The organism is Flavobacterium sp., from assembly GCF_031411595.1.
Classification (GTDB): domain Bacteria; phylum Bacteroidota; class Bacteroidia; order Flavobacteriales; family Flavobacteriaceae; genus Flavobacterium.
Genome location: NZ_JANOBI010000030.1, coordinates 1 through 26,952, shown reverse-complemented (window position 1 = coordinate 26,952; position 26,952 = coordinate 1). Strand labels below are relative to the sequence as shown.

The following is a 26,952-nucleotide window of genomic DNA, read 5'->3' as shown; positions in this document are numbered from 1 at the left end:
ATACAAGTAATGAAATACGATATTATTGTTTTAGGAAGTGGTCCCGGTGGTTATGTAACTGCAATTCGGGCTTCTCAATTGGGCTTTAAAGTAGCCGTAGTTGAAAAAGAAAATTTAGGTGGCGTATGTCTTAATTGGGGTTGTATCCCAACCAAAGCCTTACTAAAATCGGCACAAGTTTTTGATTACCTAAAGCATGCTTCCGATTACGGATTGTCGGTTTCTTCTTTCGATAAGGATTTTAATGCGGTTGTAGCCAGAAGTCGCGGTGTGGCTGACGGTATGAGCAAAGGCGTTCAATTCTTAATGAAAAAAAATAAAATCGATGTGATTGAAGGTTTCGGAAAATTGAAACCAGGAAAAAAAGTGGATGTTACTGCCGCTGACGGAAAAGTAACCGAATATTCCGCAGATCACATCATCATTGCAACAGGCGCTCGTTCTCGTGAATTGCCAAACTTGCCACAAGATGGTATCAAAGTAATTGGTTACCGCCAAGCGATGACGTTGCCAAGCCAACCAAAATCGATGATTATTGTAGGTTCAGGTGCGATTGGAGTTGAGTTTGCGCATTTCTATAACAGCATGGGTACTGATGTAACTATTGTTGAATTCATGCCCAACATCGTTCCTGTTGAAGACGAAGACATCTCCAAACAAATGGAACGCTCGATGAAAAAAGCCGGAGTCAAAATCATGACGAGTTCTTCTGTCGAGAAAATCGATACTTCAGGTTCAGGTGTAAAAGCCACGGTGAAAACGGCCAAAGGCGAAGAAACTTTAGAAGCGGAAATGTTGCTATCAGCAGTCGGTATCAAAACCAATATCGAAAATATCGGATTGGAAGAATGTGGTATTGCTGTAGACAAAGACAAAATTTTGGTCAATGCTTACAACCAAACCAACATTCCCGGATATTACGCGATTGGTGATGTAACCCCTGGTCAAGCTTTAGCGCACGTAGCTTCTGCGGAAGGAATCAATTGTGTGGAAAAAATTGCCGGACTTCACGTTCAACCAATCGATTACGGAAATGTTCCGGGATGTACTTATGCTACACCGGAAATTGCTTCAGTAGGTTTGACAGAAAAGCAAGCCAAAGAAAAAGGATACGAATTGAAAATCGGAAAATTCCCATTCACAGCTTCAGGAAAAGCGAAAGCTGCCGGAACTCCGGATGGTTTTGTCAAAGTGATTTTTGATGCAAAATATGGCGAATGGTTGGGCTGCCACATGATTGGCGCCGGTGTTACCGATATGATTGCCGAAGCGGTCGTAGCAAGAAAATTAGAAACAACCGGTCATGATATTTTGAAATCGATTCACCCACATCCAACAATGAGTGAAGCCGTGATGGAAGCGGTAGCTGATGCTTATGGGGAAGTGATTCACTTGTAAATATAGATTATTAGATTTTTGGATCTTTATATTATTAGATAGAATCCGTTTTGTGAAAGCAGGACGGATTTTTTTATATTTCATTTTACATATCTTTGATTCACCTTTACATCTCAATAAACTTGACATTGATTTCCCATGAAACAAAAATTGTCTTTCCTTTTTTTCTTGTTTTTTATAGCTATATCGAATTCCCAAACTTTTTCGGGAACTATCGGAACTGTTTCGGATGATGGACAGGCGAATGATTTTACGGTAACTGTTTCAGGATTGGATTCAAACCAACTCAATGCGTCATTGGGATTGGTTCAAGTTTGTTTGAATATTTCACATACCTACGATTCGGATTTGAATGTTTTTCTAATCGCTCCCGACGGAACCACCGTCAATCTATTCTCCGGGATTGGTGGCGGCAATGATAATTTTACCGATACTTGTTTGAATCAATCATCAACCAATTTAATCAACACGGCGACGGCTCCATTTACAGGAACTTTCAAACCGCAAGAAACGCTCGGCAATTGCAACAATGGTCAAAACGGAAATGGCGTTTGGAAACTGAGAATCATCGATACTTATGCGCAAGACATTGGCATTGTCAACAATTGGAGCATTTCTTTCGGGAGCAATGCTGCAACACCTTTTGTTTTTACTTCATCGAATTTGCCCATTGTCATCATTAATACCGGCGGCGCTCCCATTTCGAATGAACCGCCAATCAATGCCACAATGGGTATTATAGATCATGGCACAGGAAATTTAAATGTTGCAACTGATACTCCAAATAATTTTAATGGCAATATTTCGATTGAATTTCGTGGCGCTTACTCGCAATCTTTGCCGCAGAAACCATACAAAATAGAAACACAAGATTCAGAAAATGCGGAACTCAATGTATCCTTGTTGGGCATGCCCGAAGAACATGATTGGAATTTGATTGCCAATTACAATGATAAAGTTTTCATGCGAAATAAATTGGCGTATGATCTTTTTACGGATATGGGACATTACGCTGCCAGAAGTCAGTATTGTGAAGTGGTTGTCAATGGAATTTATCAAGGGATTTACCTTTTAATGGAAAGCATCAAACGAGACCACAATCGCGTTGTTATTGCCAAATTAGAAACTACTGAAAATTCCGGTATTGATCTCACAGGCGGTTACATCATCAAAAATGATTATTGGGATGATAGTAACAGTTGGCTTACAAATTTTCATCCGATTGATCATCCTGAGCTCGATGTGCATCTGGTGTATGATTATCCAAAACCTGACAACATCACGCCGCAACAAAAAAGCTATATTGAAGATTTTATCAATCAATTTGAAACGGTTTTGTACAGTCCTAATTATGCCGATCCTATTAATGGCTACACAAAATACATTGATGTCAATTCCTTTATTGATTATTTAATCGTCAATGAATTGGCCAGAAATAATGACGGTTTTAAAAAGAGCAGTTACTTTCATAAAGACAAAGATTCCGCCACAGCCATTGCGAAACTCAATGCCGGTCCGGTTTGGGATTTTGATTGGGCTTGGAAAAACATTAATGAATGTTCGATTTTTTCCGCTACTGATGGTTCGGGTTGGGCACATCACATCAACGATTGTGCGCCCGATGTGAATTCTTCGGGTTGGTATGTTCGGTTGATGCAAGATCCTAATTTCGAAAACCAATTCCGTTGTCGATGGGAAACTTTAAGAACTACAATTTTAAGCAATGCTGCTTTAAATAATGACATCGATACTTATGCGAATTATTTATCCGAAGCGCAATCGCGGCATTTTGAAAAGTGGGGCAATCTGGGTGTGAATACCGGAGCGCCCGAAATAGAAGCCGATCCAGCCACTTTCGAAGATCAAATTACCAAATTTAAAAACTGGATTACGTTGCGTTTGGTTTGGTTGGATGCGAATATTCCCGGTGTTGCCAACAATTGCAATTTGAGTGTCAATCCAGTGCGTCAAGAAGAAAATTTTATTTTATATCCCAATCCTGCCAATGAGCATTTGCATTTTCAGAACCATACTAATTTACCCGAATCTATAGAAATTTTTGATGCTTCCGGAAAGTCAATCTACAGAACAAACCTGATTACATCAGATATTTCCATCAATGTAGCGCGTTTTGCTAATGGAATTTATTATTGTAAAATCTATCAAAGTAATGTTCAAATGAGTGTTCAAAAAATAGTAATCATGCATTAAAAAAGGAATGTGTTTAAAATTTATACTGCTAAAAAACAACACATTAACTAAAAAAAAGTTAAATTTACTTGAATTCCAAAATAATAGTAACTTTAATTTTACATGATTCATTATGAAAACAACGTTCATTACTATGATTGGCGTACTCAGTTTATTTTTAAACACGAGTTGCAAAAAACAAGAACCAGTAGCAACATTTGATCCCGTTGCTGCCAAAGCCGCTGTTGAAGAAAGAAGCAAAGATTTTGTTGAAGCCATGAATAATAAAGATTCTGTTGGTTTGGCCAATTGCTATACCAAAGATGCCAAATTCATGCAGCCCAACGGAAAAGCCGTCGAAGGAAGAGCCAACATTCAAAAACTATTCGGACAATGGATGAAAGCCGGAATGCCACAGTTTGCGATTCAAACCATCGAAGTTTGGGGCGATGACAACACGCTTACTGCTGAAGAAAACTGGAGTTTTATCGACATCACCGGTAAAACAGTCGATACCGGAAAATCGTTAGAATTGTTTAAAAAGGAAGATGGCGTTTGGAAGTTGCATCGCGATTGTTACAATTCCGATATGCCACCTGCAGCAAAATAATCATTACAACACCCAAAAAAGCCATTCTATTGATCTCAAGTAGAATGGCTTTTTATTTTCAAAAAATAATATCTTTATAAAGCTAAAATTTATTTTTATGAAATCTACTCCGTACTTTCTTTCACTTCTCACCGCTTTCATCATCATCGGTTGTCATTCGACTCAAAAAAAAGAAACCCTTGATGATGCTCGTTATCAACCCAAAAAATATGTTGAACTCAAACATCCCGAATGGAGCAAGAATGCTACGATTTATGAAGTCAATGTTCGGCAGTTTACGCCTGAAGGTACTTTCAAAGCATTCGAATCGCATTTGCCACGACTCAAAGCGATGGGCGTTGATATCATTTGGCTCATGCCGATTCATCCGATTGGTGTTGAAAAAAGAAAAGGCACTTTGGGTAGTTATTATTCCGTGAAAGATTATTACGGAATCAATCCTGAATTTGGCACCAAAGACGATTTCAAAAATTTAGTAACCAAAATCCACAGCATGGGCATGCATATTATTGTGGATTGGGTGGCGAACCATTCTTCGTGGGACAATCCACTGGCAAAAGAGCATCCGGATTGGTATTCGAAAACGCCTGAAGGTCATTTTCAGCCAACACCATGGTACGATTGGGATGATGTGATTGATTTTGATTACGAACAACCGGGAATACGAAAATACATGACCCAAGCGCTCGTATATTGGGTAAAAGATTTCGACATTGATGGTTACCGTTGTGATACTGCGGGTTTTGTTCCTACTGATTTTTGGGACAATGCACGCGAAGAAATGGATGCTGTGAAACCCGTTTTCATGCTCGCAGAATGGGAATCACGTGACTTGCACAAAAAAGCTTTCGACATGACCTATTCTTGGACATTGTGGGATAAAATGGCAGCCGTAACGCGCGACCACAAACCTTTGGGCGGACTAATCGAATATATGGCGCATGATGTAAGCACTTTCCCGCGCGATGGCTACCGAATGGTTTTCACCGACAATCACGATATGAATTCTTGGAATGGCAATATGAAAGCCAATTTCGGCGATGGCCTAGAAGCATCGATGGTTTTGTGTGGCACCATCAATGGTATGCCGTTGGTTTATGGCGGGCAAGAAGCCGGGCTTGACCGATCGCTTAAATTTTTTGATAAAGACTTGATTGATTGGAGTAAAATGCCTTACGAAACATTATTCAAAAAGCTGTTTGATTTAAAACATCAGAATCATGCTTTATGGAATGGCGAACAAGGCGGTGTTATGATTCGAATTTTTAATGACAAACCAGAGCAAGTCATTTCGTTTTCAAGAAGTAAAGACGACAATCAGGTGATTCCGATTATCAATTATAGTGATAAGCCAGTTAGTGTAAAATTGAATTCGAAATACCAAAAGGGAACTTACAAAGAGCTTTTTTCTAATACTGATTTTACGTTGAAAGGCGATGATGTCATTACCTTAGAACCTTGGAAGTATTTGGTTTTAGTAAAATAAACGATACTTTTAAAATTAATTAGCCACAAACGCACAGATTAATTTGTGCATTTGTGGCTAACTTTTTAAAGCTATTTGAAATTTACTTTAAAATAAAATTAACACCAACATTCAAACTAAAACGACTGTTGGTAACGGTTTTACCCGAACTCTTGAATACATCTGAAAGACCATCCTGCTCATCATACTCCAACGAAATTTTTAATTTATCGGAGACTGGAATTTTAACACCAATACCTACTGACAGTCCAAAATCTGTGGTGTTGAAGCCGTCTTTTAAATCCGTGTCAAATCTGGTTTCGTTAGCACTCATTAGAAATCCAATGTAAGGTCCGAAGTTCAAATACCAATTTTTCTTTCTACCAAAGTGCCAATTGGCCATTACCGGAATGGTTAAATAATTTAAATTGAAATCTGTTTTATAAGTATTCCCAGGAATACTTGGGTCAAATTCATTAAAAAACTCAATGTAGCCGTCGTTCCAACCTTTTTGGTCGTAAATCAGTTTTCCTTTGATGCTCCATCGATTTGAAAAATAATAATCTGCTGCGAAACCAAGATTGATCCCATTTCCTATTTTGGAGCTGCCATCGACATTTGAAACAGTTGAACCATTAAAACCAACGTTGAATCCAAATTCAGTATCGCCTTTTTTCTGAGCGAACGTAAGGGCAGAGAAACAAAATGTAAAAAGTGTGATGGTCAGTATTCTTTTCATGTTTTAGATTTAAATTTCCGTAAACATACTATAATAAAAGAATATTACTAATAAATTTTCAAAAACTATAAAGCTTTTAAGGCCTCAATCAAATAGTCAATATCAGCTGTTGTATTGAAATGGCTGAATGAAATTCGCAGTGAAGGGTTTTTCAAATCAGCATCATTCAATATTTCCGCCAATACATGAGAAGGTTTGATACTGCCCGACTGACAAGCGCTACCACGAGAAACTGCGATGCCTTTCATATCGAGATGAAATAAAATCATCGCTGTTTTATCTTCTGAAAACGGCAGTTGAATATTGATGATATTGTAAAATCCGTTTGTATTTCCATTGATTTTAAAATCAGGAAAATGCTGCTGAAATTGAGCCACTGCATAAGATTTTATATCTTCAATATGCTTTTGATTCGCTTCTAAATCAGCATAAGAAATCTCTAAAGCTTTAGCCATGCCGGCAATATTGTGAATCGATTCTGTACCCGGACGCAAACCTTTTTCTTGTTCACCGCCGAATAACATCGGTTGTATCGGCAATGCTTTTCTGATGAATATAAAACCAACGCCTTTAGGACCGTGAAATTTATGCGCGCTGGCCACGAGAAAATCAATGGGAAGTTGCTGCAAATCGAAGGTTGTTTTTCCTATAGATTGGATGGTGTCGGAATGAAAATACGCTTGATGTTGTTTGCATATTCTACTGATTAAATCTAAGTCTAACACAGTTCCTATTTCATTATTGACATGCATTAGTGACACCAATGTTTTCTTATTGTCTGAAAGTAATGTCACCAAATGCGTCACATCAACTTCGCCGTTGGGCAGTATATTGACATAATCAATGTCGATTTTAAATTCATTTTGCAAAGCTTCAAGTGTATGCAAAACCGCGTGATGTTCTATTCTACTTGAAATAATCCGCGCTACTTTCAAACTCAAAACCGCATTGCGCAACACCCAATTGTTTGATTCGGTTCCGCCAGAAGTAAAAACAATTTCTTGTGACAAAGCATGGATTGATTTTGCTATCGATTTTCTCGAAAGTTCTAATACACTTTTGGTTTGTCTTCCGAAACTGTGCGTCGACGAAGGGTTTCCGTAATCTTCTTGCATCACGCGCGTCATTTCCAGAATCACTTCGGGGTGGATTGATGTTGTGGCTGCGTTGTCGAGATATACTTTTTTCATGGCGCCAAAGTTACTAATTTTGCGAACTTAATCCTTAGCAAATTGATTGTCATTTTATTTTGTTTCACTCCATACAATTCGCATCGTAATACTTGCTCGGGTTTCAATTAAAATCCTACTTTTGTCAAAAATAGCCTTAACATGAAAAAAATTCTTGGATTATTGGTTTTCATACTGATGTTGAACGGATGCGATGACGGAGATTTAACCATTGAGACTATCGATTTTACAAACGTACAAGCCGGGAGTTGCGGAGAAACCATTTATAAATTGAATGGAAATGAAGTGCTATACATCAAAATCCCCGAATCATTAAACGCATTTCCCAACAATGTAACGCCACTCGATACCCCAACAACAATCGCTATTGGCGGAACTGTTAGCGTAACTTACAGGGCTTATAACGGAGCTGTAACAGCTGCGAATCTTTGCAATACACCGGCGCCAATTTCACCCATTGCCACCGAAGAATGGATTGCTACTTCTGGAACCATTCAAATTGCTACAATAGCTGTGTATTCTAGCCCTGATACGACCACAGGTGCAACTAAGATTTTGAAATACATTCACAATATTGTATTCAAAAACATTGTGTTTTCTAAACCAAGCGGCACACAAGTTTACGAGACTTTCCCATTTGGTGAATACTCGACTACAGCTACAACATTGCCGATGAATTTTGATCCTGATGACATTCAGATTTGTCCATCGAATCAATTGCTTTATAACGCAAGAACAAACGGTATTGAAGGTTTATACATTCAAAATTTCGATGCTACTTTGTTAGATATTACGAATTTGGGTGTTGCCAAAACCGGATTGATTTCGAGTACCACGAACAAATTGGTTTATCGATTATTCGAAACTGCTTTAACCACAAGCAACCAAGATTATTTCTGCAGTGCGATATTGCCTACTTCGCCTGCCATTAATGAAGAATGGTTTGCGAAAGATGGTGTGGCTGATGTTAGCGGTATCATTGAGGTTGTTAGCACAACAAACAGTCCGGGTGTTTATCTTCACACCATTACCTTGAAAGCGGTGACGTTTCAAAAAGACAACAACACTTTTTACCTTGGGGATTCTATACTATTGGGCAACTTATTGACCGCCGACTAACCGTAGTAAATAGTAAGCGCCTGATTGATTTTAGCAAAATCTTTACCGATGTAGGTTTTTATGCGAATTTTTACGCTGGTCATCATATGTGTTATTCCTAATGCGTTTCGATATGATGTTGCAGTTGGGTTTTTAAACTTTCTAAATACTGTTTTAGATCGTTGGTGCTGATAGCTTCCTTTTTGGTTTCGGAAAGACTCAAAGGCGTTTCATTCAAATACTTGTATAATTCCGGAAATTTGGTTTCTATTTCTGCCGTCAACTGGATGATTTCCTGCATGAGTAAATTTAGTGATTTCATAGTTTTATAATTTTGTTGATGATGAAAAGTAGCAATTTTTACACTGCCAATATCTTTATGTCAGACTATTTATTTTGCCTGATATAAACTTCCGTAGCACCCAGTCCGTATTTTTGATAATTGGCATCTCGGAATGAAATGTTTTCATAACGTCCCAATAAAAAATCAAGTTCCGATTTCAGAATTCCTTCACCAACTCCATGGATAAAAACGATTTTTGGAATGCGATTTCTGATGGCAAATTCAACATGCCTTTTAGCGGTTTCTGATTGCAAAGTGAGGATGTCGTGATTGCTCATTCCTCTAAAATTTTTGACTAATTTTTCGATGTGCAAATCGAATTCCGGTGGTGGAATTTCGCCTTTTATTTTGGGTTCTTTTACAAAACTTCTCGGTTTTGGAATTTCTTTTTCCTGTTTTATTTTATCTGAATTAAAACTTCCTATGTTTTTACTTAAACTACTGGTTTTAAAATTTTTAATCAATTGATTGACAAAATACGTCATCATGAATCCATCTTCAGTTTCGATAGAAATCTCGTTGTTTTTAATCGAAACCACTACGCCGTTAATCGCTTCATCCAATACCGAAACTTGGTCACCTATATTAAACATCTTGCTCCTCCTCTTCTTGATTTTTGCTAGGTGTTTTGGCACTCAATCGCATCATCCCAAACATAAAAATTGCGATGGCGACAATGATAATATAGATGTTTTTTTCTGGTTTACTTTGCTCATAAAATGCGATAATGATCGCAACAATCATCATAGGAATTAATATCTTTTTCATTCGAAATTATTTTTAAGGTATTCAAAAGTAACAAACTTTAAATTAGCAAACTTGTAATTTTCAATCAATATTTTTTGTAAAATTGTAAATATAAAAACACGCATTTTGGATTTAGAAAAATACATGATTCCCTGTCTAAACAAAAAACTTTTCGGAGTCGATTGTTTGGGTTGCGGAACACAAAGAGCTTTACTTTTAATCCTCAAAGGAAATTTTTCGGGAGCGTTTCATCAATTTCCGGCCATCTATACTACCCTTTTACTTTTTGGTGTTCTCGGTTTGCACTTTATTGATAAAGGCAGAAATTACCACAAAATCATTGTAAGCTTGGCCATTATTAACGCCATCATTATGATTGTTTCTTATATTTATAAAATGACTCACTAACCCTTAAAACCCACTTTAATATGGAAAAACAAAAATTACCCAATGCTACAGCAGTGCTTATTTTAGGAATATTATCAATTCTGACTTGTTGTTGTTGGGGAATTATCGGACTCGTATTAGGCATCGTCGCTTTGATGCTAGCCAAAAAAGATACTGCGTTGTATATTGAAAATCCTGAATTGTATGAAGGTTATTCGAACATCAATACAGGAAGAGTATTGGCGATTATCGGTATTGTTTTGAGTGCTATTTACTTTATTATTAATATCTACATGTATGCGGTAATGGGCGAAGAAGGCATTAAAGACTTCCAACAAAACCTAATCGAGAAACTAAAACAACAAGAAGAAGTAGAATAAACAAAAAATCCTCCAATTGGAGGATTTTTTTATTTTTCAAACTGTTGTAGTGTCGTTACAATAATCGAGACACAATCGAGTAATTGTGCTTCATTCATCACCAGTGGCGGTGCAAAACGAATGATGTTACCATGTGTAGGCTTGGCTAACAAACCATTATCGCGCAATGCCAAACAAATATTCCAAGCAGTATCGCTTTCTTCGGTATCGTTGATGACTACTGCATTCAACAAGCCTTTACCTCTAACTAAAGTGGCAATATTGGATGTCTGAATATATTTTTCGAGTTCTGAACGGAATATTTTTCCAAGTCGCTCGGCATTTTCAGCTAGATTTTCGTCCAGAACCACTTCTAAAGCAGCAACCGCAACAGCCGCAGCAATTGGATTGCCTCCGAAAGTTGAACCATGTTGTCCTGGTTTGATTACATTCATAATGCTATCATTAGCCAAAACTGCGGAAACTGGATAAACTCCACCAGAAATTGCTTTACCTAATATCAGAATATCAGGTTGCACATTTTCGTGGTGCACGGCTAATAATTTTCCGGTACGCGCAATACCAGTTTGCACTTCATCGGCAATAAACAATACGTTGTGTTTTTCACACAAAGCTTTCGCTTTGGCAAGATAACCGTCATGTGGAACGTATACACCGGCTTCACCTTGTATGGGCTCCACTAAAAATCCGGCTATATTTTTGGAAGATTGTAAAGTTTCCTCCAATGCTTCAATAGAGTCGTAAGGAATTTTGATAAAGCCTTCTGTGTAAGGGCCGAAGTTTTTGCGTGCATTTTCATCATTAGAAAACGAAATAATCGTTGTTGTTCTTCCATGAAAATTACCATCACAAACAATAATTTGCGCTTGATGTTCAGCGATACCTTTCACTTCATAAGCCCATTTTCTGCATAACTTCAACGCCGTTTCAACAGCTTCTGCACCTGTATTCATGGGCAATACTTTATCAAAACCAAAATATTTTGTCAAGTATTCTTCGTATGGCCCTAGTTGATCGTTATAAAAAGCACGCGAGGTTAATGTTAGTGTTTTCGCTTGATTGATCATCGCACCGACAATTTTCGGATGACAATGCCCTTGATTTACAGCGGAATAAGCGGAAAGAAAATCATAGTATTTTTTATCTTCAACATCCCAAACATAGACACCTTCACCCCTACTCAAAACCACCGGCAATGGGTGATAATTGTGCGCGCCATATTTATTTTCGAGGTTGATAATCGCAGCAGAACTTGTTTTTTCTAAAACTGACATGTACTTGTTTTTTAAATATATGATAACAATTCCTGCTTGTGGAGAGAAATCATCCAATTATGATACAAAATTAGATAAAAAATTGAGCATTTAATAAATTCCAACAAGAATTTAGTCTTTCGCTTTACCAGTGCCTTTAATATTGACTAAAATATCATTCATCATTTCGATTTGTACTTTTTGAATTTCAATCAATTCTTGTTGTTGGTGCAGCATCAAATGATCTAATTTTTCGTGCAGCATTCTGATTTCCAATTCCGATTTCAGATTGATCATGTAATCATTTTTGGCTCTTTCACGATCTTTTTCCTCTTGCCGATTTTGACTCATCATAATCACCGGAGCTTGCAAAGCAGCCAAACAAGAAAGAATTAAATTGAGTAAAATAAACGGATACGGATCGAAACCTTTGTTGGCTAAAAGGTAAATATTACTGGCAATCCATATCAAAATGAAAACACCAAAGAAGATAATAAACGTCCAACTTCCACCAAAAGTAGCGACTTTATCAGCAACTCTTTGACCGAAAGTGGTTTGACTTGGCTCGTCTTCTAATTTGTTTACAATCAACTGATTTTCATTGAATGAACTCATGACTTTGCTCTCGAGCGCACTCAATTCGCCTATACCTTTGGTTAAATAATTGGCAATGTATTTTTCACGATACAAATTCAATTCTTTGGATGCAATAAAATCTTTATTATTTAACGTTGGATGCTCCGCTTTCATCAAATCAAAAATAGATTTACTGACGATTTGACAAGATATTTTGTCGGCATTTGTAAATTCAATACCCGAAATGGCACTTTTAAACGTTGCAGATTTTTTCATAAAAGCAATTCTATTTAACGGCTAAGTTAGGCTTTTCTGCATCAGAAATAAAGCAGTTGAATTTATTTATCGATGCAAAATTCCCTTTGCGCCCCTATGCTTCGGAATTGTGTAAACTTTGCGTTATTTGCAGTTAAAAACTCAAAGTAAAAGTTGCGCCTTTATTCACGCCTTCACTCGAAGCAATCAATCTTCCTTTGTATTTTTCGACTATAGTTTTACACAAATACAAACCAATTCCAGTTGAAGATTCATTAGCGGTACCCAGCTTTTTTTGATCTGTAAATTTTTGAAAAATCGCATCAGATTGATTCATATTAAAACCCAAACCATTGTCGGTTATAGTAATCATCATACGTTCATCTTTGATGTAGTATTTTATCATTATTTCGCTATCCGGATATGAAAACTTAATAGCGTTATCGATTAAATTAACCAACACACGAACCAGTAATTCGCTATTGATTAAAAGTGCTTTGTCTTTAACATCTATTGTAGAATTCAATTTGATATTCTTCAATGTTAATTGCTGTTTAACTTGTTGTTCAACACTTGAGTTGATGTCGACAAACGAAATATTCTGCAACTCAGGAAGCCTTTTTGCAATTTCATCTTGTACTTTGAGTAGCTTCAAAAAACTTTCTATAAAATGCAATTGTTGCGTGGTTGATTGGTATATTAATTCGGCATATTGAGCGACGGTTTCCGTTGGTTTTTCTGCCAAAATTAATTCAGACAACGATTGAGAATTACCTGTAAACGTTCTCAAATCATGAGACAGCAAATACATCAAATCTTGTTTTTCGTTGATGTATTTTTCATTGTCTTGAATCGTTTCTAATATATAGCGCATGAGCAAACCCGCTTCATCTTTGTATTCTATTGGCAACAATGGCATCGTTCTGTTTTTTCTGTAATTGTTCAACGCACTCGAAGCCAATTCTATAGGACGAATCAGTCTTTTCAAAACCACTAAAGTAATCCCTGTAGCCACCAATGTCATCACCAAAGCAAAAAGCAAAATCGTCATAGAAGATGCGGATTGTGGTGCATACAACACAAAAAATAAAATTCCGATTAATGGAATATGAATCCCGAGAAAAGCAATGAAAAGAAATTTAAAAGCATAACTGTTTTGGAGAAAACCAACTCGAGACAATCTTTTGTATAGTTGCATAATATATTGTTTTGGTTTATAGATATACGATTGTTTGTTCGTTTGGTTTTTAAATCTACAAAAAAAACAATGGCTATAAGAATAATAGCGTTGATTCACAGCAAATTAAAAAAACCTGCCACAGATATATCAATTAATACAGCTGTGGCGGCAACATTTTCTATATTGAAACATCAAATTATTTCGCCATTCTATTTTCTAAAATTTTCTTAAACGAACGTCCTCGAATTTCATCGAGTGTCAATCCGGTAGCCAATACTTCTTCTTCTGTAATCGCACCGCTGTTTAACGCGCGAAGAAAGTAATTCAATAACCCTTGTCCGGTAGCCGCATCATCAAACACATCGCCGATTAAAGTCGCACGTGCCGCTTTATCTACAAAGGTTTTCAAACGTTCTACGGCATCATCATAACTTTCCAAAAAGAACGCATACACAGCGGCATATCGCATCGGAAATTGCGCCGGATTCAAATCCCAACCTTGATAATAACCATTCCATAACGAATGTCGAATATGATCATAACCTTTTTTCCAAGCACGGTGCACCACTTGACGGTTTTCCGCTTCTTGTGCCGGTGTCAAATCACCACGATGCGGACCGATAGGCATCGTATTCGTAGCGCCATCGCTGAGCCAAATGCCCGTATGTGCCAGAGCCACTTTGGTCATATGGTGTGCAAAATCACAAACCGGATGATCCATTTCTTGGTATTTGGCAGTAATGCTGCAACTTGCCGTATAATCGTATGTTCCGAAATGCATCGCAATACATCGTCCTTGCGCCGCTTTGATGAATCGGTATAATGGGTTCGTTCCGTTGATGTCCATAATGGCTTGCGTGGTTTCGACCATCATTTCCATTTTTAGAATGCCTTTCGTCAACCCCAATTCTTCTTCTAAAATTGTAAAGCAATTCGCCAGTGTTTCAGGTTGTTGCGGAATCGTTACTTTGGGCAACATCACGACAAAATTATGAGGCAGTTTGCCGCCGGTTTCTTTCACCAAGGTACTCACGAAAATATCCAACGTTCTCAAACCACGTTCTTTCATTTCTTCCGTGAATGGCTTGATGCGAATTCCAATAAACGGAGAAAGTGTTTTGTCGCGCATGCCTTTAGCTACTTCGAGAGCTGCCGTTACTGCGGTGGCATCTTCTTCTTCATTGCTGCGGTTGCCATAACCGTCTTCGAAGTCAATTCTGAAATCTTCAATCGCTTCCGATTTTAATTTCGCCACAACTTTGTCATAAATGCGCTGGCTGAAATCTTTTCCGCCCGTAAGTCCAAAGGCTTGACCGAAAACTTCAGCATTCGGAGCATAGGTTTCTAATATTTCAAGTGCGCGATGTCCCAAAGCAATCGGTGCATCCGATTTGAAAAGGTTCGCACCGCCATACAAAGTATGCACAGGTTGGCGATCGCTTCTGTCGCCGGGATAAATTTCGTTGAAGGTGTTATTCGCTTGACTTAAACTATGGAATAATTGTTCTTTTTTGTTGGACGGTATGGTCATTATTTTGAATTTTGAATTATAAATTTTTAGGAGCTAATCCCGCTATCATTCCAATCTTGTCATTGCGAGCTTGCGCGGCAATCTCCCAATGCCAAGGATTTTCCCTTCTATCGGGGCTAGGGCATACGATTATAAATTAACTTCCCCTATAAGTGCTGTAACCAAAAGGATTGACGAGCAAAGGAACATGATAATGGCTTTCGTCGAAAGTGCTGAATTGAATTTCAACTTCAGGATAAAATGTCTTTAAGTTTTGTTGTTGGTAATAATTCCCCGTATCGAAAACCATTTTATAAATATCAGGCTTCAAGTTTTTTTCTTGTGGAAGCAAATCCGGAATTCTGCCATCGGAATTGGTGATGCCTTGTGCAATGGTTTGCCAAATGCCGTTTTGTTTGCTTTGCAATCGAATCGAAATATCTTTTCCGGGTAAACCGACAGCAGTATCGAGAACATGAGTGGTAATTTGACTCACCTTCAAAAACTCAAAATCAGCTTCTGTCAGTAATTTTTTAAATCGGATGATGGTAATTTTCTGTTGTTCACCCATCGCAATATTGCGCTCTTCGGCTGCAGTATTTTGAAGTCGATCGAGTAGCAATCGCAACATTTCATTGGCAGATTTACCAGTAGCACATACAATAAAAATAAGACCAAACTTGCTTTCATAATCGGCATTGGCTTTGGCTAAAGCGTCAATCGTTTCTGCTGTCGCTACAGCAACACCAGCTTGCTCTTTACCCGCAAATTTTTCCGTCAGACTTTTCACATCACCAATTTTCGGATGGTGTGTAAACGATTCGAGCCAATCGGATTCGCCACATGCATCATACCAAATCGAAGCTGACCAATCAACCAACTGTTTCTCCGTCGCAAAAGGAAAATGTTGCATCATGGCATCAGCCCATTTTGTCGAACCACAACAAGCGAACAAATGCTGCTTTGCTGTTTCTTTATCTAAAGTATTAAATGCTGTTAGTGTCATATTGCTATTTTATTTCAAGCTTGCGCCTTGTTCAATCCAACATCGAATCGTATTGCGTTCTTCTGCTGTAATATTGGTTTTATTATTCTGCGGCATCGTCTTCGTAATGACAACGCGCTGCATAATTAAATCTTTTTTCTTTACTATATCTTCCGGTGTGTCATACATCACACCATTGGGAGCGACTTTATAAACATCATCCGTTGGTGTAGCCGAATGACATTGCACACATCGTTTTTGAACAATCGCATTGACTTCCGTAAACGAAACTTCCGACTTACATTCATAAGGATTCGTACTCGGCGCCGAAATAAAACAAGCGGCTAAAAGAATCACGACCGAAACCGGCAAGATCCAAACGTTGAGTTGCTTTTTTTCTTTTAAATTAAGATAATGCTTCACTCCTGCCGCGCCAAGAGAAATAATCGCCAAAATCAACCAAGGATATTCATAGCCAAATGTCGATGGAAAGTGATTGCTCACCATGACAAACAAAACCGGCAATGTAAAATAGTTATTATGCAGCGAACGTGTCAAAGCATTTTTCCCCAAAGTCGGATCTAACGGCAAGCCCATTTTGGCAGCATGAACCATCGCTTTTTGGGCCGGAATAATCACAAAGAAAACATTCGCGACCATAATGCCGCCAATCATCGCACCAAAGTGAATGTAAGCCGCACGACTGCTAAACACATGGCAATAAAACGCTGCAAAAGCAATCAAAATCAGAAATCCAATAATCGAAAACAGCAGTTGGTTTTTGATTAATTTTGATTTGCAAAGGAAATCGTAAATGAGCCAAGCCACGACAAAAGACCCAATACCTATTACGATGCCTTGAGTGGCTGAAATGTCTAATACATTGTTATCAATCAATAACGCCGAAGCATTAAAATAATAGACTACAAACAACAAACAAAAACCCGAAAGCCAAGTAAAGTAAGCTTCGTATTTAAACCAATGCAAGTGCTTTGGAATTTCCTTTGGCGCTATTTTGTATTTTTCAACATAATAAAATCCACCGCCGTGCACTGCCCACAAATTGCCTGCGAGTTCATCACGAACATTTTCGGTTCTGTTCAAAGCATTTTCGAGAAATACGAAATAAAACGAAGCGCCAATCCACGCAATTCCAAAAGTAATGTGCATCAAGCGAATGACGATGTTGAGCCATTCCATCATGTGACTTTCGAGCGGTGTTCCTTGCACCAACAGATACGTGTTGACAAGAATTCCGAGAATCGCGAGCAGCATTCCGGTATACATATAATTGATACTGGCAATCTTGATCGTTTCATTCTCATCGGAATCTTCTTTCGATTTTCCAATTTTAAAACCCGGCATTTTATACGTCAGATAGCCCAGCGTAATTAAAATGCCAAAGTAGACGACATACAATACCAATAATATAAAAATATTGACTTTCACTATTTGACGATTTTACCAAAAATTCTTAATCTGCTTACGCCGCCATCAGGAAAAATATTGAGTCTAACGTGTGTAATGACTTGTCCTTTATTGATTTCATTTCCAAATTCGTGTATGAAATCAGCGTTGAGTTTTTGCTGTGGCAACAAGATTTTCCAATCGGCATTTTCAACATTATCGTTATCGGAAGCACAAGCTTCAATCGAACAACTGTCAGGATAATTTCCTTTGAAATGACAAGTATCGACAATAATACTATCGACCATGCCTTGGTGCGCGAGTTTCAAAATTACCCAATCTCGGTTGTTGGGTGTGCGGTTTCTTTTGGTTTCCCAGCCGTCGCCCATATTGGCGCCGCGGTTTGGCATGATTAAGTTGCTCATGTCACTGAAGAACATGTCGTTGCAAGCAATGGCTTGACCACCATTAATCGTAGCGGCCAAATCGATTTGCTGATTCGTTGAAACGGCATCCCAGTTTTTGAAAACTTCGCCGTAAACACGCAATCTTGCTACGCCGCCATCAGGATAAATGTGCAAGCGAAGATGCGTGAAAATCTCGTTGCTTTCACATTCATAAAAGTTTTGAGAACCGGCGTCTAAATGTGATTTGGGTAAAATTTCTTTCCAAGTTACGTTTTCCCAATCGGTGATTCCGTCAGTACTTTCAAGGTTAACCGCTTCAATCGAAGCATGTGGTGGGTGATTGCCCAAAAAGAAATTCGTATCGATATCGAAACCTGTGATTTTTCCTGAAGTCGCCAATTGGATTACTGCCCAATCGTGTCCCGGTGTTCTTTTTCTGCGGCTTTCCCAGCCGTCCATCCATTTGCCACGATCGGTGTATTTGTCGGTAATGAATATGCCACGCGTTGGTGCAATCAGGTTTTCTTTTTCCGCAAAAAAATCATCGGTTGCATACAACACTTTTCCGCCCAATCTTTCGGCAGCCAAGTCGGTTAATTGTGTAAATGCCGGTGATTCTTTGATGATTTCTTTTACTTTTTCAAAAGCCATTGTCCTTTATTTTTATTTTGTATTGATTGATTTTGATAAACGGTTTCGCCATTGACTATGGTTTCGAGCACAACTCCGCTTAAGTTTTGTGCAATATAGGGACTTATTTTATGTCTGAAAAGCACTGCGCTTTCATTTACTACTTGGGATTTCTCAGGGTTCCAAATGACTAAGTCTGCATCATTTCCTACTGCAATAATCCCTTTTTTATCAGCTTTGATAAATCGTGCAGGACGCGATGTCAATAATGGAATGAATTGTTCTAATGCCATGGTGTCTTTCAAAGCAGTCCAAGAAGCCGTCAGTAAAAATTGAATTCCTGCAATTCCTCCCCAAGCTTTTTTGAGGTTTCCTGTTGCAATTTCTTTGATATTGGCTGGTGCCGGTGAATGGTCTGTGGTAATAAAATCTAAAACGCCGGTAAGAAAAGCTTGCTTCAATTGTAGATTATTAGAGCGTTCGCGAATCGGAGGTGCACATTTAAAAATCGTATTACCATCGGGAATTTCTTCCGCATTAAAGTAGATATATTGTGCACATGTTTCCGCCGTAATCGGTAATCCTTCTTGTTTGGCGGCATCAATTTTAGCCAACGCTTCTGCGGAAGCCACATGCACAATATGCACTGGGCATTGATGTTTTCTGCACATTCGAATCATTAAATCTACCGCATCGTTTTCCCATTGTTTTGGTCGACTTGCCAAATAATGTTGGTAACTCGTAGGATGATTTTCAAAATCACTATCGACTTCCCTATCGTATAATTCGCAATGCGCTAATAATGGCAAATGATATTTTGCAATGATGGGCATCGCTTCATCGAGATCTTTTTGAGTAACATTTGGGAATTCATCAATGCCGGAATGGGTTAAAAAACATTTCACGCCTACAACTCCAGCTTGCATTAATGATTCTAAATGAGCAGCATTTCCTGGAATCAATCCGGCGTAAAAACCAACATTCACATTCATTTTCCCTTTGGAAGCTTCCAATTTTTGTTGGAATGCATCAAGGGTTGTAGTCACCGGACTTGCATTGAGCGGCATATCTATAATCGTAGTCGTTCCGCCGGCTGCTGCTGCTTGAGTTGCAGTTTCAAAACCTTCCCAATCGGTTCGCCCTGGTTCGTTGATGTGTACATGAACATCAATCACACCGGGCATTACAACTACATTTCCGAAATCTTCAGCACCTTCTGATTTTTCAAAATGAATGGCTGTGATGGTTCCGTTAAGGAAACAAACCGTTGCAGACTGCAATCGATTTTCAACCCAAACATTGTTGCTGTATATTTTTCTTTCTTTCAAGTTTTTTGAATTGTATTTTTATAAAAGTCAACCAACAAATATAGTTTTAATTAAAAAAAACACAAGTATCGTTTTAGAATAATTGCATTCCGAGATTTCTTTGCGCCTTTGCGTCTTTGCGAGCCATTTTTTTATTTCTCGCAAAGACGCAAAGGCGCAAAGTTTAAAATAATAAATAGAAAGAAATTTACCCACCAATCGCAATCATGCTTCTATTTTTAGAAAACAAATCGGGATTTTGAAATTTAGAATCATCATCCATACCACCTCGAACTGCTTTTTTTGAAAGAAGATTTTGTTTAATTAATGGTAAAATTGATGCACCTGAACGCAACGTTTCGAGCAAAGATGTTTCAGAATTAGAAAACAAACAGTTCTTCAATTTTCCGTCAGCCGTCAATCGAATGCGGTTGCAAGTGCTACAAAACGGATTGGTTACCGAACTGATGATCGCAAAACTTCCGATATGGGATTTAATTTTAAAATTTTTAGCGGTGTCGTTTGGTGCATCAATCAAACGCTCAATATCATTCAATTGATATTCCGATTGAACCGTTTCAAGCACTTGCGCGTAAGTCACCAACTTCGATTTATCCCATTGGTTGCCGCTGAAAGGCATGAATTCAATAAAACGAATCTGAATATTTTTATATTGGGTTAAAGCAATAAAATCAATGATTTCATTATCATTAAAATCCAGAATCAACACCACATTGAGTTTTACTTGAAAACCTTCATCAAGCAACAAATCAATATTTTTCAAAACCGTATCAAAATAATTTCTTCTCGTAATTTGATTGAATTTTTCTCGAATTAAACTGTCAATACTGATATTCACCTTTTTAATTCCGGCTTCTTTGAATGTGTTGATGAAATTAGGAACCAAAATTCCGTTGGTCGTGATGGTCAAATTGACGCCGAGTTTTCCCAAACGCAAAATAATATCTTTCGCATCTTTTCTAACCAAAGGTTCACCGCCAGTCAAACGGATTTTTTTGACGCCAAAACTTACAAAGGTTTCTGCAATATGAATAATTTCATCGGCAGTCATCAAATGCGGTTTGGGTGTCAACGCAATGCCTTCTTCAGGCATACAATAGGTGCATCTCAAATTGCAATGTTCCGTAATCGAAATGCGCAAATAATCGTGATGACGACCTAATGAATCCTGCAAAAGTGTTTTATTTTCCATGATTGAAGCCATTCAATATTTGAAACAAATGCAACACCGACGGGAAAACCGCATCGATTGATTCAGCTGCACCAGTCGTTGATCCTGGCAATGCCATGATTAAAGTATCGCCTATAAAACCAACAACAGATCGCGACAACATTGCATAAGGTGTTCTTTCTTGTCCATACGAACGAATCGCTTCTTCAATGCCCGGAATTCTTCGGTCTAACAATGGAATCAAGGCTTCGGGTGTCACATCCTTGTGCGACAATCCGGTACCGCCAGTCAGAATAACCAAGTCTGTTTTTTGACTTTGAAGATTTTGAATGCTGCTTTGAATGGTTTCGATTTCATCAGGAATTATGGTATAATTGGAAACGGTCAATCCGAATTTTTGAAGTTTTTCTACGATGACTTTTCCCGAAGTATCTTCTTTAGTTCCGGCAGCAACACTATCTGAACAAACTATGACAGCAACAGCAAGATGCGAATAATCTTTGTTGGCATAATCTGATTTTCCGCCTTTTTTGTGTAGTAATTTTACTGTCGAAATTTCGACATTCTTATCAATCGGTTTGAGCATATCATACATCGTCAACGCCACAATTGATGCGCCGTGCATGGCTTCCACCTCAACACCGGTTTTGTAAATCGTTTTGACCGTGACTTCAATATGAATCGAATCTTGCAAACATTCAACCTCGATTCCTGTAAACTCAATCGGCATCGGATGACAATCGGGAATGGTGTTCGACGTATTTTTGACCGCGAACAGTCCTGCCGTTTTTGCTACAGTCAACACATCGCCTTTGGGAACCGTTTTGTTCAAAATGGCTTGTATGGTTTGAGGCGAACCCACTTTGACAATAGCATGCGCTACTGCGGTTCTTAGTGTTGTGATTTTATGAGTGATGTCGACCATTTTAAATGTTTTTTTTCCAAGTGTGTGTTTCGTCTTCGAAGATTTCCTTTCCGAAAATCGGTGCTTTTTCTTTAATCAATTCTACCAAAAATTCTAATGCTTCATAGGTTACTTTTCGGCGTGGTGCTGATACAAAAACAAACAAGCAAATTTCTCCTACTTTAACCAATCCCAAACTGTGGTAAATGTGCAAGCAAGATAAATCGAATTTGGCGAACGCGGCTTCTCGAATGTCATAGAAAGTTGCTTCAGCCATTTCCTCGTATACAGAATAGTCGATTGCTACAACCGATTTTTCATCAATCACATCAGCACGAACTTGACCTAAGAAAATATTGTGCGCGCCAATCGTGGTTTTACTTTGGTGCTTGGCAATCGATTCGCCTATAAATTCGGACGAAATAGCGCCGTTGATAAACGATGATTTTTTTGGTTTAATTGTCGACATACTAATTTACATTGAATTCTATTTCGGGTAAAGCTTCACTGCCATTGACTAAATGAAACACATTGGTAAAACCGTTTTTCATCAAGTAATTGGCCGCGAGCAAGCTCTTATTTCCGTACAGACAAAATAAGATAATTTTTTGGTTTTTATCGTGGTTTTCCAAATAGTTTTCCAATTGATTCAGTGGAATATTTTGGATGTTTTTTGCGATTAATTTTGCTTCTTCATGCGTTTCTCTAAGATCGATAATTAGTTTGGAATCATCTTTAATAGCTTCAATAAAAGTAGCTGCTGTAATACTTTTTACTGCTTTACTATTGCTATTTAAAATGTCTAAACCATTGAGCAATCCGTTTTGAATTTGAAGTGGATTTTTTTGAATTTCGATGGTTTGCATTTGATGTTGCAATGCATCATAAATCAACAGTTTTCCACTTAAAACTTCACCAATACCAAGAATTATTTTGAGTACTTCGGTCGCTTGCAATAAACCTAAAGTGTTGGGCAAAATTCCTAAAACGCCGGTATCATTGCAATTCAAATCTTCTTTCAAATCTTCTTTTTCGGGAAACAAACAACGATACGTTGGACCAAGTTCGTAATTGAAAACCGAAAGTTGTCCTTCAAACCGATGAATCGAAGCATAAACCATCGGGATTTTTTTAACCAATGCCACATCATTAATGAGATAACGCGTTGCTAAATTATCGGTGCAATCTACAATCATTTGATAATCCTCAATGATTTCGAAAGCATTTTCGGTGGTGAAATGATTTGAAAAAGGCATCACTTTTACTTCTGGATTTTGCTTGAAAATGACTTCAGCAACTGTCGTTGCTTTATTCTTTCCACAATCGGATAATGTATATAATACTTGCCTGTGCAAGTTACTTTCTTCGATCTCATCGCCGTCAACAATACCGATGCAACCTACGCCTGCACCAGCTAATTGTTGCAACACCGGACAACCCAAACCTCCGGCACCGATAACCAACACTTTGGCTTCGGTGAGTTTTTGTTGGCCGGCGATTCCGATTTCGGGCAAGGCGATTTGTCGTTGGTATCGTTTCATTTCTTTTCTGAGTTACTGAGTAGCTGAGATTCTGAGTTTCTAAGTTTGTTTAACCGCCAGCAAATGGTGGTAATAAAGCAACCTCATCTTGATCGTGAAGTATTGCATTTTGATTCGTCAGCTTTTGATTTATGGCTAATGAATAGGTAGTGCTTTTTATCTCAGGATATAATTTTTCTAATTGTGATTGCAATAATTGTATGGAATGGTTTACTTCATTCAAAGCAAACGTTTCTTCTTTTTTTTGAGTAAAATCAGCAATGATTCCGAAATATTTTACGGTAATGGTCATGTTAGGTCGTATATAATTTCAAAATGGCGATGCCTAAAACAAAAGCGAGCACGTTTCTCAAAGTTACTGTATTGAATTTTTTACTGCCATAATAACTTCCCAAAATGCCACCAATCAATACTACACCAATCACGACAGTTGATGACAACGGCAATGTTCCGCCTTTCGAAACAAAGCCGAAAAGTCCCGCAATCGAATTCACAAAAATAAACAACGCTGAAACTGCTGCGGTTTGTTTCATATTGGCCCAACCTAATAATAAAATTACAGGACTTAAAATAATGCCGCCGCCGATGCCAATCAATCCTGATAAAAATCCGATGACAGCTCCTATCAAAAGTGCTAATGGAATATTGATGGGTTTTAAAACGGGCTTTTCTTTTCCAAAAATGCCGATCAATCGAAGCACAGCAACAACCAAAACGGAAGCTAAAATGACTTTATAATAATGGGTTTCAACGGTTAGCAATCCGCCTAAAAAAGAAAACGGAATCGACGTGATGGCAAACGGATAGAACAGTTTGATGTCGAATTTTTTTTCACGGAAATAAAAGTAAAACGAAATCCCCGAAACTAAAATATTGAGCACTAAAGCTGTGGGTTTCATTACCGAAATCGGAAACGAAAAAAGGCTCATGACAGCGATATAACCACTCGCACCACCGTGACCAACGCTCGCATAAAGAAAAGCGATGATGGGCAACAACAGTAATAATAATGGTGAATTGAATAAATCGTCGATGAGCATTTTAATTATTTTAATAACAAACAAAGATAACCACTATTCCTTTTGCTATAGAAGATAAACCGCAACTTTATCGCCTTTGAGCATGGTATAATCGCCATTTTTCAAATAGACCAAAGCATTCGCCAATGCAAACGAATCTAACATCGAAGAATCTTGATGTGAAAGAATCGTGACTTCATCATTCGAAATCGTAGCTTTCAAAAACTGATCACGCGTATTGTCAACAGCATAATCGTTCGCCAAATTCTTCTGAATTGTGGTTTTATACGAAGTTTTCATACCCGAAAATTTTTGAAGTGTCGGCAACACATAAATATAAAAACAAGTCAAACTCGCTGCGGGATTTCCAGGTAATGCAAAAATCATTTTATCGTTTAATTTCCCTACCAACAAAGGCTTTCCTGGTTTTTGATTGACTTTATAGAATAAGGTTTCGACATTCAAACTCTGTAATGCATGGTATACAAAATCGTAATCGCCAACTGAAATGCCTCCCGAAACCACAACAATATCGTTATCATCAATGGCTTGCTTTAACGTCGATTTTGTGTTTTCAAAATCATCGCTCATTTGATACATTTTCACTTGATTGAAATGGGAATTATGTAATGCGGTTTGCAACATGATGCCATTGCTTTCATAGACTTGACCATGTGCCAGAGGTTGACCGGCCGCTACTAATTCGTTTCCGGTTGTGATTATAGCGACTGTTGGTTTCTGATAGACATTCACGGAAGTGAAACCCAAACCCGCCAAAAAACCAATCGCTGCGGGATTAAGGAAAGTGCCTTTTTCTAAAGCGATATCATTTTGCTGAATTTGAGAACCCAAAGGCCGAATGTTGGTTTCGTGTAAAACGGTTTCTTGCAAAAACAATTGGTTGTCTTTGGTTGAAACTTTCTCGATTTGAATGACCGCCTGCGCCGAATTAGGAATTGCAGCTCCGGTAAATATTTTAACGGCTTGTCCCGGTTTGAGGTCGATAGATTTGGAATCACCGGCTTTGACTTCACCCACAATTTCGTAAACCAATGCCTCATGTAAAGAAAGCGCAAAACCATCCATGTTCGATTGGCGAAACGGCGGCATATTGATCGGTGACAATACTGTTTCAGACAACACACAATGACTTGCATTCATTAATGAAACTGCTGTTTCCTTCAATGGAAAATCGACTCCATCTAATTTCGAAAAGGCTTCATCAATTGAAATCATGAGGCTTTATTTTTTATGCTGATGAGTTGTGCCGCGATACTGATTGCGATTTCTTGAGCCGATTCGCTTTTGATGTCGATGCCGATGGGTGAATGCACGTTATCCAATTGAGTTTGGGTAAATCCGTCGGATAGTAGATGCGAATACAACGTGGCAATTTTCTCTTTGCTACCCATCATGCCGATATACTTAAAACGTCGATGAAGCAAACGTCTGATGATGATTTCGTCAGTGCGGTAACCGAACGACATGATGACGACATAGATATTATTGCCTTCGGGAATTTCTTTTTCAATCGATTCAAACTCGATGGTTTTTCGGAAATGCGCAAAAGTGTTGGCTTCCATCGTATTGAGATTTTCGCGGTGGTCGAGGATGTAGATTTCGAAATCGAGTCTTGCTAAAACTTCGCTTAACGCTAAGCCTACATGACCGCCGCCGATGATGTAGACTCGGTTTGGGAGTGAAGTTGATTCGACAAATTCCCATTGGTGTGTGGCTGTTGGATGCAAATTAATATCGATGCCTTTTTCTGTGTATCGGATGCTGTGATTTTCTTTCGTGACAATCGAATCAATCACTTCACTATTGTCAAGATTCAAATCATAAAAAGCAATCGTCTGTTGACCCGAGCAAATCATTCCTGATTGGTCGGATGGTGCTGATTTATCGTGAATTTGGTGTTTGATGAATGGACGGAATGTCGATTTCGTTAAAAGACTTTGCGCGTACTCAACGAGTTTATGTTCCATAATACCACCGCCGATGGTGCCGAACATTTTGCTTTTCGACACTGCCATTTTAAAGCCTTTCCTTCCGGGGCTGCTGCCTTCATTGGCGATGACAACCATCAGAATAATGCGCTGTTCTTGTTGCAGTAAATCTCGAACGCTTTTATAAAAATCTAAAACCATAATAATTTATAAAAATCTTACATCAATTTCGCTTTCTGATCATTTTATGAATTTTCTTCTTTGCGCCTTTGCGTCTTTGCGAGATAAAT

28 protein-coding genes are annotated in these 26,952 nt (G+C 38.2%); 7 read left to right on the top strand and 21 right to left on the bottom strand.

The features are described 5' to 3' along the window. The first annotated feature begins 9 nt into the window (after nt 1-9). From lpdA to RMO03_RS06720, 4 genes are all read left to right on the top strand, one after another. The gene (gene lpdA / locus RMO03_RS06735) at nt 10-1,398 is read left to right on the top strand and encodes a dihydrolipoyl dehydrogenase (RefSeq protein WP_309641330.1); all 1,389 of its coding nucleotides are present in this window, start codon (nt 10-12) and stop codon (nt 1,396-1,398) included. Between the two features lie 138 nt (nt 1,399-1,536). Beyond that, on the top strand, nt 1,537-3,609 hold the full coding sequence (locus tag RMO03_RS06730) for a CotH kinase family protein (RefSeq protein ID WP_309641329.1): 2,073 nt from the start codon (nt 1,537-1,539) through the stop codon (nt 3,607-3,609). A gap of 112 nt (nt 3,610-3,721) precedes the next feature. Further along, nucleotides 3,722-4,198: an SgcJ/EcaC family oxidoreductase gene (locus RMO03_RS06725; RefSeq protein WP_309641328.1), complete on the top strand. Its 477-nt coding sequence runs from the start codon at nt 3,722-3,724 to the stop codon at nt 4,196-4,198. A gap of 97 nt (nt 4,199-4,295) precedes the next feature. Then, nucleotides 4,296-5,684 carry an alpha-amylase family glycosyl hydrolase gene (locus tag RMO03_RS06720; RefSeq protein ID WP_309641327.1) on the top strand — a complete coding sequence of 463 codons (1,389 nt, stop codon included), beginning with the start codon at nt 4,296-4,298 and terminating at the stop codon, nt 5,682-5,684. Nucleotides 5,685-5,766: 82 nt separating this feature from the next. On the opposite strand, the gene RMO03_RS06715 is transcribed toward RMO03_RS06720, so the two are convergent. After that, a complete protein-coding gene (locus tag RMO03_RS06715) occupies nt 5,767-6,402 on the bottom strand; it encodes a porin family protein (RefSeq protein ID WP_309641326.1) in 636 nt (211 codons plus the stop codon). A gap of 65 nt (nt 6,403-6,467) precedes the next feature. Continuing rightward, the gene (locus RMO03_RS06710; RefSeq protein ID WP_309641325.1) at nt 6,468-7,592 is read right to left on the bottom strand and encodes a cysteine desulfurase family protein; all 1,125 of its coding nucleotides are present in this window, start codon (nt 7,590-7,592) and stop codon (nt 6,468-6,470) included. Nucleotides 7,593-7,733: 141 nt separating this feature from the next. Between RMO03_RS06710 and RMO03_RS06705 the strand changes: the two genes are divergently transcribed. Then, nucleotides 7,734-8,711, top strand: a complete 978-nt coding sequence (locus tag RMO03_RS06705; RefSeq protein ID WP_309641324.1) for a hypothetical protein — start codon at nt 7,734-7,736, stop codon at nt 8,709-8,711. A 97-nt stretch (nt 8,712-8,808) separates the two neighbouring features. Here RMO03_RS06705 and RMO03_RS06700 read toward each other — a convergent pair whose 3' ends face one another. The 3 genes from RMO03_RS06700 to RMO03_RS06690 form a co-directional block, all read right to left on the bottom strand. Continuing rightward, nucleotides 8,809-9,012, bottom strand: coding sequence for a hypothetical protein (locus RMO03_RS06700; RefSeq protein WP_309641323.1), 204 nt, complete (start codon nt 9,010-9,012; stop codon nt 8,809-8,811). A gap of 65 nt (nt 9,013-9,077) precedes the next feature. Then, complete coding sequence (locus RMO03_RS06695) at nt 9,078-9,626, bottom strand: Smr/MutS family protein (RefSeq protein ID WP_309641322.1); 549 nt, start codon at nt 9,624-9,626, stop codon at nt 9,078-9,080. Then, nucleotides 9,619-9,801, bottom strand: coding sequence for a hypothetical protein (locus tag RMO03_RS06690; protein ID WP_309641321.1), 183 nt, complete (start codon nt 9,799-9,801; stop codon nt 9,619-9,621). The genes RMO03_RS06695 and RMO03_RS06690 overlap by 8 nt, the downstream gene beginning before the upstream one ends. 123 nt (nt 9,802-9,924) lie before the next feature. On the opposite strand from RMO03_RS06690, the gene RMO03_RS06685 reads away from it, so the two are divergent. Both RMO03_RS06685 and RMO03_RS06680 read left to right on the top strand, forming a co-directional pair. After that, entirely contained in the window at nt 9,925-10,188 is a 264-nt protein-coding gene (locus RMO03_RS06685; RefSeq protein WP_409024911.1) for a DUF2752 domain-containing protein, read from the top strand. Between the two features lie 20 nt (nt 10,189-10,208). Then, the gene (locus RMO03_RS06680) at nt 10,209-10,547 is read left to right on the top strand and encodes a CCC motif membrane protein (protein ID WP_309641319.1); all 339 of its coding nucleotides are present in this window, start codon (nt 10,209-10,211) and stop codon (nt 10,545-10,547) included. A 29-nt stretch (nt 10,548-10,576) separates the two neighbouring features. Here the strand turns inward: RMO03_RS06680 and rocD are convergent, their stop codons facing one another. The 16 genes from rocD to RMO03_RS06600 all read right to left on the bottom strand — a co-directional run bounded on the left by rocD (nt 10,577) and on the right by RMO03_RS06600 (nt 26,863). Continuing rightward, a complete protein-coding gene (gene rocD, locus RMO03_RS06675) occupies nt 10,577-11,821 on the bottom strand; it encodes an ornithine--oxo-acid transaminase (protein ID WP_309641318.1) in 1,245 nt (414 codons plus the stop codon). A gap of 111 nt (nt 11,822-11,932) precedes the next feature. Then, nucleotides 11,933-12,652 (bottom strand): DUF1003 domain-containing protein, encoded by a 720-nt coding sequence (locus RMO03_RS06670; protein ID WP_309641317.1) that lies wholly within the window; start codon nt 12,650-12,652, stop codon nt 11,933-11,935. Between the two features lie 133 nt (nt 12,653-12,785). Continuing rightward, nucleotides 12,786-13,829: a HAMP domain-containing sensor histidine kinase gene (locus RMO03_RS06665; protein ID WP_309641316.1), complete on the bottom strand. Its 1,044-nt coding sequence runs from the start codon at nt 13,827-13,829 to the stop codon at nt 12,786-12,788. Nucleotides 13,830-14,007: 178 nt separating this feature from the next. Further along, nucleotides 14,008-15,342, bottom strand: coding sequence for a DUF6986 family protein (locus RMO03_RS06660; RefSeq protein ID WP_309641315.1), 1,335 nt, complete (start codon nt 15,340-15,342; stop codon nt 14,008-14,010). A 136-nt stretch (nt 15,343-15,478) separates the two neighbouring features. Next, a complete protein-coding gene (gene uraD / locus RMO03_RS06655; protein WP_309641314.1) occupies nt 15,479-16,327 on the bottom strand; it encodes a 2-oxo-4-hydroxy-4-carboxy-5-ureidoimidazoline decarboxylase in 849 nt (282 codons plus the stop codon). A 9-nt stretch (nt 16,328-16,336) separates the two neighbouring features. Beyond that, a complete protein-coding gene (locus tag RMO03_RS06650) occupies nt 16,337-17,755 on the bottom strand; it encodes a urate hydroxylase PuuD (RefSeq protein WP_309641313.1) in 1,419 nt (472 codons plus the stop codon). Next, entirely contained in the window at nt 17,755-18,771 is a 1,017-nt protein-coding gene (gene alc, locus RMO03_RS06645) for an allantoicase (RefSeq protein WP_309641312.1), read from the bottom strand. Before alc ends, RMO03_RS06650 begins: the two co-directional genes overlap by 1 nt. Beyond that, a complete protein-coding gene (gene allB / locus RMO03_RS06640; protein WP_309641311.1) occupies nt 18,753-20,078 on the bottom strand; it encodes an allantoinase AllB in 1,326 nt (441 codons plus the stop codon). Before allB ends, alc begins: the two co-directional genes overlap by 19 nt. A 187-nt stretch (nt 20,079-20,265) precedes the next feature. Further along, complete coding sequence (moaA, locus tag RMO03_RS06635) at nt 20,266-21,270, bottom strand: GTP 3',8-cyclase MoaA (RefSeq protein WP_309641310.1); 1,005 nt, start codon at nt 21,268-21,270, stop codon at nt 20,266-20,268. Next, nucleotides 21,260-22,174: a bifunctional molybdenum cofactor biosynthesis protein MoaC/MoaB gene (gene moaCB, locus RMO03_RS06630; RefSeq protein WP_309641309.1), complete on the bottom strand. Its 915-nt coding sequence runs from the start codon at nt 22,172-22,174 to the stop codon at nt 21,260-21,262. The genes moaA and moaCB overlap by 11 nt, the downstream gene beginning before the upstream one ends. A gap of 1 nt (nt 22,175) precedes the next feature. Next, nucleotides 22,176-22,622 carry a molybdenum cofactor biosynthesis protein MoaE gene (locus tag RMO03_RS06625; RefSeq protein ID WP_309641308.1) on the bottom strand — a complete coding sequence of 149 codons (447 nt, stop codon included), beginning with the start codon at nt 22,620-22,622 and terminating at the stop codon, nt 22,176-22,178. 1 nt (nt 22,623) lies between these two features. Then, nucleotides 22,624-23,694, bottom strand: a complete 1,071-nt coding sequence (locus tag RMO03_RS06620) for a HesA/MoeB/ThiF family protein (protein WP_309641307.1) — start codon at nt 23,692-23,694, stop codon at nt 22,624-22,626. Nucleotides 23,695-23,743: 49 nt separating this feature from the next. Further along, the gene (locus RMO03_RS06615) at nt 23,744-23,986 is read right to left on the bottom strand and encodes a MoaD/ThiS family protein (protein WP_309641306.1); all 243 of its coding nucleotides are present in this window, start codon (nt 23,984-23,986) and stop codon (nt 23,744-23,746) included. Between the two features lies 1 nt (nt 23,987). Continuing rightward, the gene (locus RMO03_RS06610) at nt 23,988-24,734 is read right to left on the bottom strand and encodes a sulfite exporter TauE/SafE family protein (RefSeq protein WP_309641305.1); all 747 of its coding nucleotides are present in this window, start codon (nt 24,732-24,734) and stop codon (nt 23,988-23,990) included. 45 nt (nt 24,735-24,779) lie between these two features. Next, nucleotides 24,780-25,949: a gephyrin-like molybdotransferase Glp gene (gene glp / locus RMO03_RS06605; protein ID WP_309641304.1), complete on the bottom strand. Its 1,170-nt coding sequence runs from the start codon at nt 25,947-25,949 to the stop codon at nt 24,780-24,782. Beyond that, nucleotides 25,946-26,863: an XdhC family protein gene (locus RMO03_RS06600; protein WP_309641303.1), complete on the bottom strand. Its 918-nt coding sequence runs from the start codon at nt 26,861-26,863 to the stop codon at nt 25,946-25,948. The genes glp and RMO03_RS06600 overlap by 4 nt, the downstream gene beginning before the upstream one ends. Nucleotides 26,864-26,952 lie beyond the last annotated feature (89 nt).

Coding starts and splice junctions, on each gene's coding strand:
- RMO03_RS06610 (WP_309641305.1), bottom strand. CDS start 24,734: ATGCTCATCGACGATTTATTCAATTCACCATTATTATTACTGTTGTTG.
- lpdA (WP_309641330.1), top strand. CDS start 10: ATGAAATACGATATTATTGTTTTAGGAAGTGGTCCCGGTGGTTATGTA.
- RMO03_RS06670 (WP_309641317.1), bottom strand. CDS start 12,652: ATGAAAAAATCTGCAACGTTTAAAAGTGCCATTTCGGGTATTGAATTT.
- RMO03_RS06620 (WP_309641307.1), bottom strand. CDS start 23,694: ATGAAACGATACCAACGACAAATCGCCTTGCCCGAAATCGGAATCGCC.
- RMO03_RS06715 (WP_309641326.1), bottom strand. CDS start 6,402: ATGAAAAGAATACTGACCATCACACTTTTTACATTTTGTTTCTCTGCC.
- RMO03_RS06625 (WP_309641308.1), bottom strand. CDS start 22,622: ATGTCGACAATTAAACCAAAAAAATCATCGTTTATCAACGGCGCTATT.
- RMO03_RS06710 (WP_309641325.1), bottom strand. CDS start 7,592: ATGAAAAAAGTATATCTCGACAACGCAGCCACAACATCAATCCACCCC.
- rocD (WP_309641318.1), bottom strand. CDS start 11,821: ATGTCAGTTTTAGAAAAAACAAGTTCTGCTGCGATTATCAACCTCGAA.
- RMO03_RS06695 (WP_309641322.1), bottom strand. CDS start 9,626: ATGTTTAATATAGGTGACCAAGTTTCGGTATTGGATGAAGCGATTAAC.
- RMO03_RS06720 (WP_309641327.1), top strand. CDS start 4,296: ATGAAATCTACTCCGTACTTTCTTTCACTTCTCACCGCTTTCATCATC.
- RMO03_RS06600 (WP_309641303.1), bottom strand. CDS start 26,863: ATGGTTTTAGATTTTTATAAAAGCGTTCGAGATTTACTGCAACAAGAA.
- alc (WP_309641312.1), bottom strand. CDS start 18,771: ATGGCTTTTGAAAAAGTAAAAGAAATCATCAAAGAATCACCGGCATTT.
- RMO03_RS06705 (WP_309641324.1), top strand. CDS start 7,734: ATGAAAAAAATTCTTGGATTATTGGTTTTCATACTGATGTTGAACGGA.
- moaA (WP_309641310.1), bottom strand. CDS start 21,270: ATGGAAAATAAAACACTTTTGCAGGATTCATTAGGTCGTCATCACGAT.
- RMO03_RS06665 (WP_309641316.1), bottom strand. CDS start 13,829: ATGCAACTATACAAAAGATTGTCTCGAGTTGGTTTTCTCCAAAACAGT.
- RMO03_RS06725 (WP_309641328.1), top strand. CDS start 3,722: ATGAAAACAACGTTCATTACTATGATTGGCGTACTCAGTTTATTTTTA.
- RMO03_RS06615 (WP_309641306.1), bottom strand. CDS start 23,986: ATGACCATTACCGTAAAATATTTCGGAATCATTGCTGATTTTACTCAA.
- glp (WP_309641304.1), bottom strand. CDS start 25,949: ATGATTTCAATTGATGAAGCCTTTTCGAAATTAGATGGAGTCGATTTT.
- RMO03_RS06700 (WP_309641323.1), bottom strand. CDS start 9,012: ATGAAATCACTAAATTTACTCATGCAGGAAATCATCCAGTTGACGGCA.
- moaCB (WP_309641309.1), bottom strand. CDS start 22,174: ATGGTCGACATCACTCATAAAATCACAACACTAAGAACCGCAGTAGCG.
- RMO03_RS06660 (WP_309641315.1), bottom strand. CDS start 15,342: ATGACCATACCGTCCAACAAAAAAGAACAATTATTCCATAGTTTAAGT.
- uraD (WP_309641314.1), bottom strand. CDS start 16,327: ATGACACTAACAGCATTTAATACTTTAGATAAAGAAACAGCAAAGCAG.
- RMO03_RS06690 (WP_309641321.1), bottom strand. CDS start 9,801: ATGAAAAAGATATTAATTCCTATGATGATTGTTGCGATCATTATCGCA.
- RMO03_RS06730 (WP_309641329.1), top strand. CDS start 1,537: ATGAAACAAAAATTGTCTTTCCTTTTTTTCTTGTTTTTTATAGCTATA.
- RMO03_RS06685 (WP_409024911.1), top strand. CDS start 9,925: ATGATTCCCTGTCTAAACAAAAAACTTTTCGGAGTCGATTGTTTGGGT.
- RMO03_RS06680 (WP_309641319.1), top strand. CDS start 10,209: ATGGAAAAACAAAAATTACCCAATGCTACAGCAGTGCTTATTTTAGGA.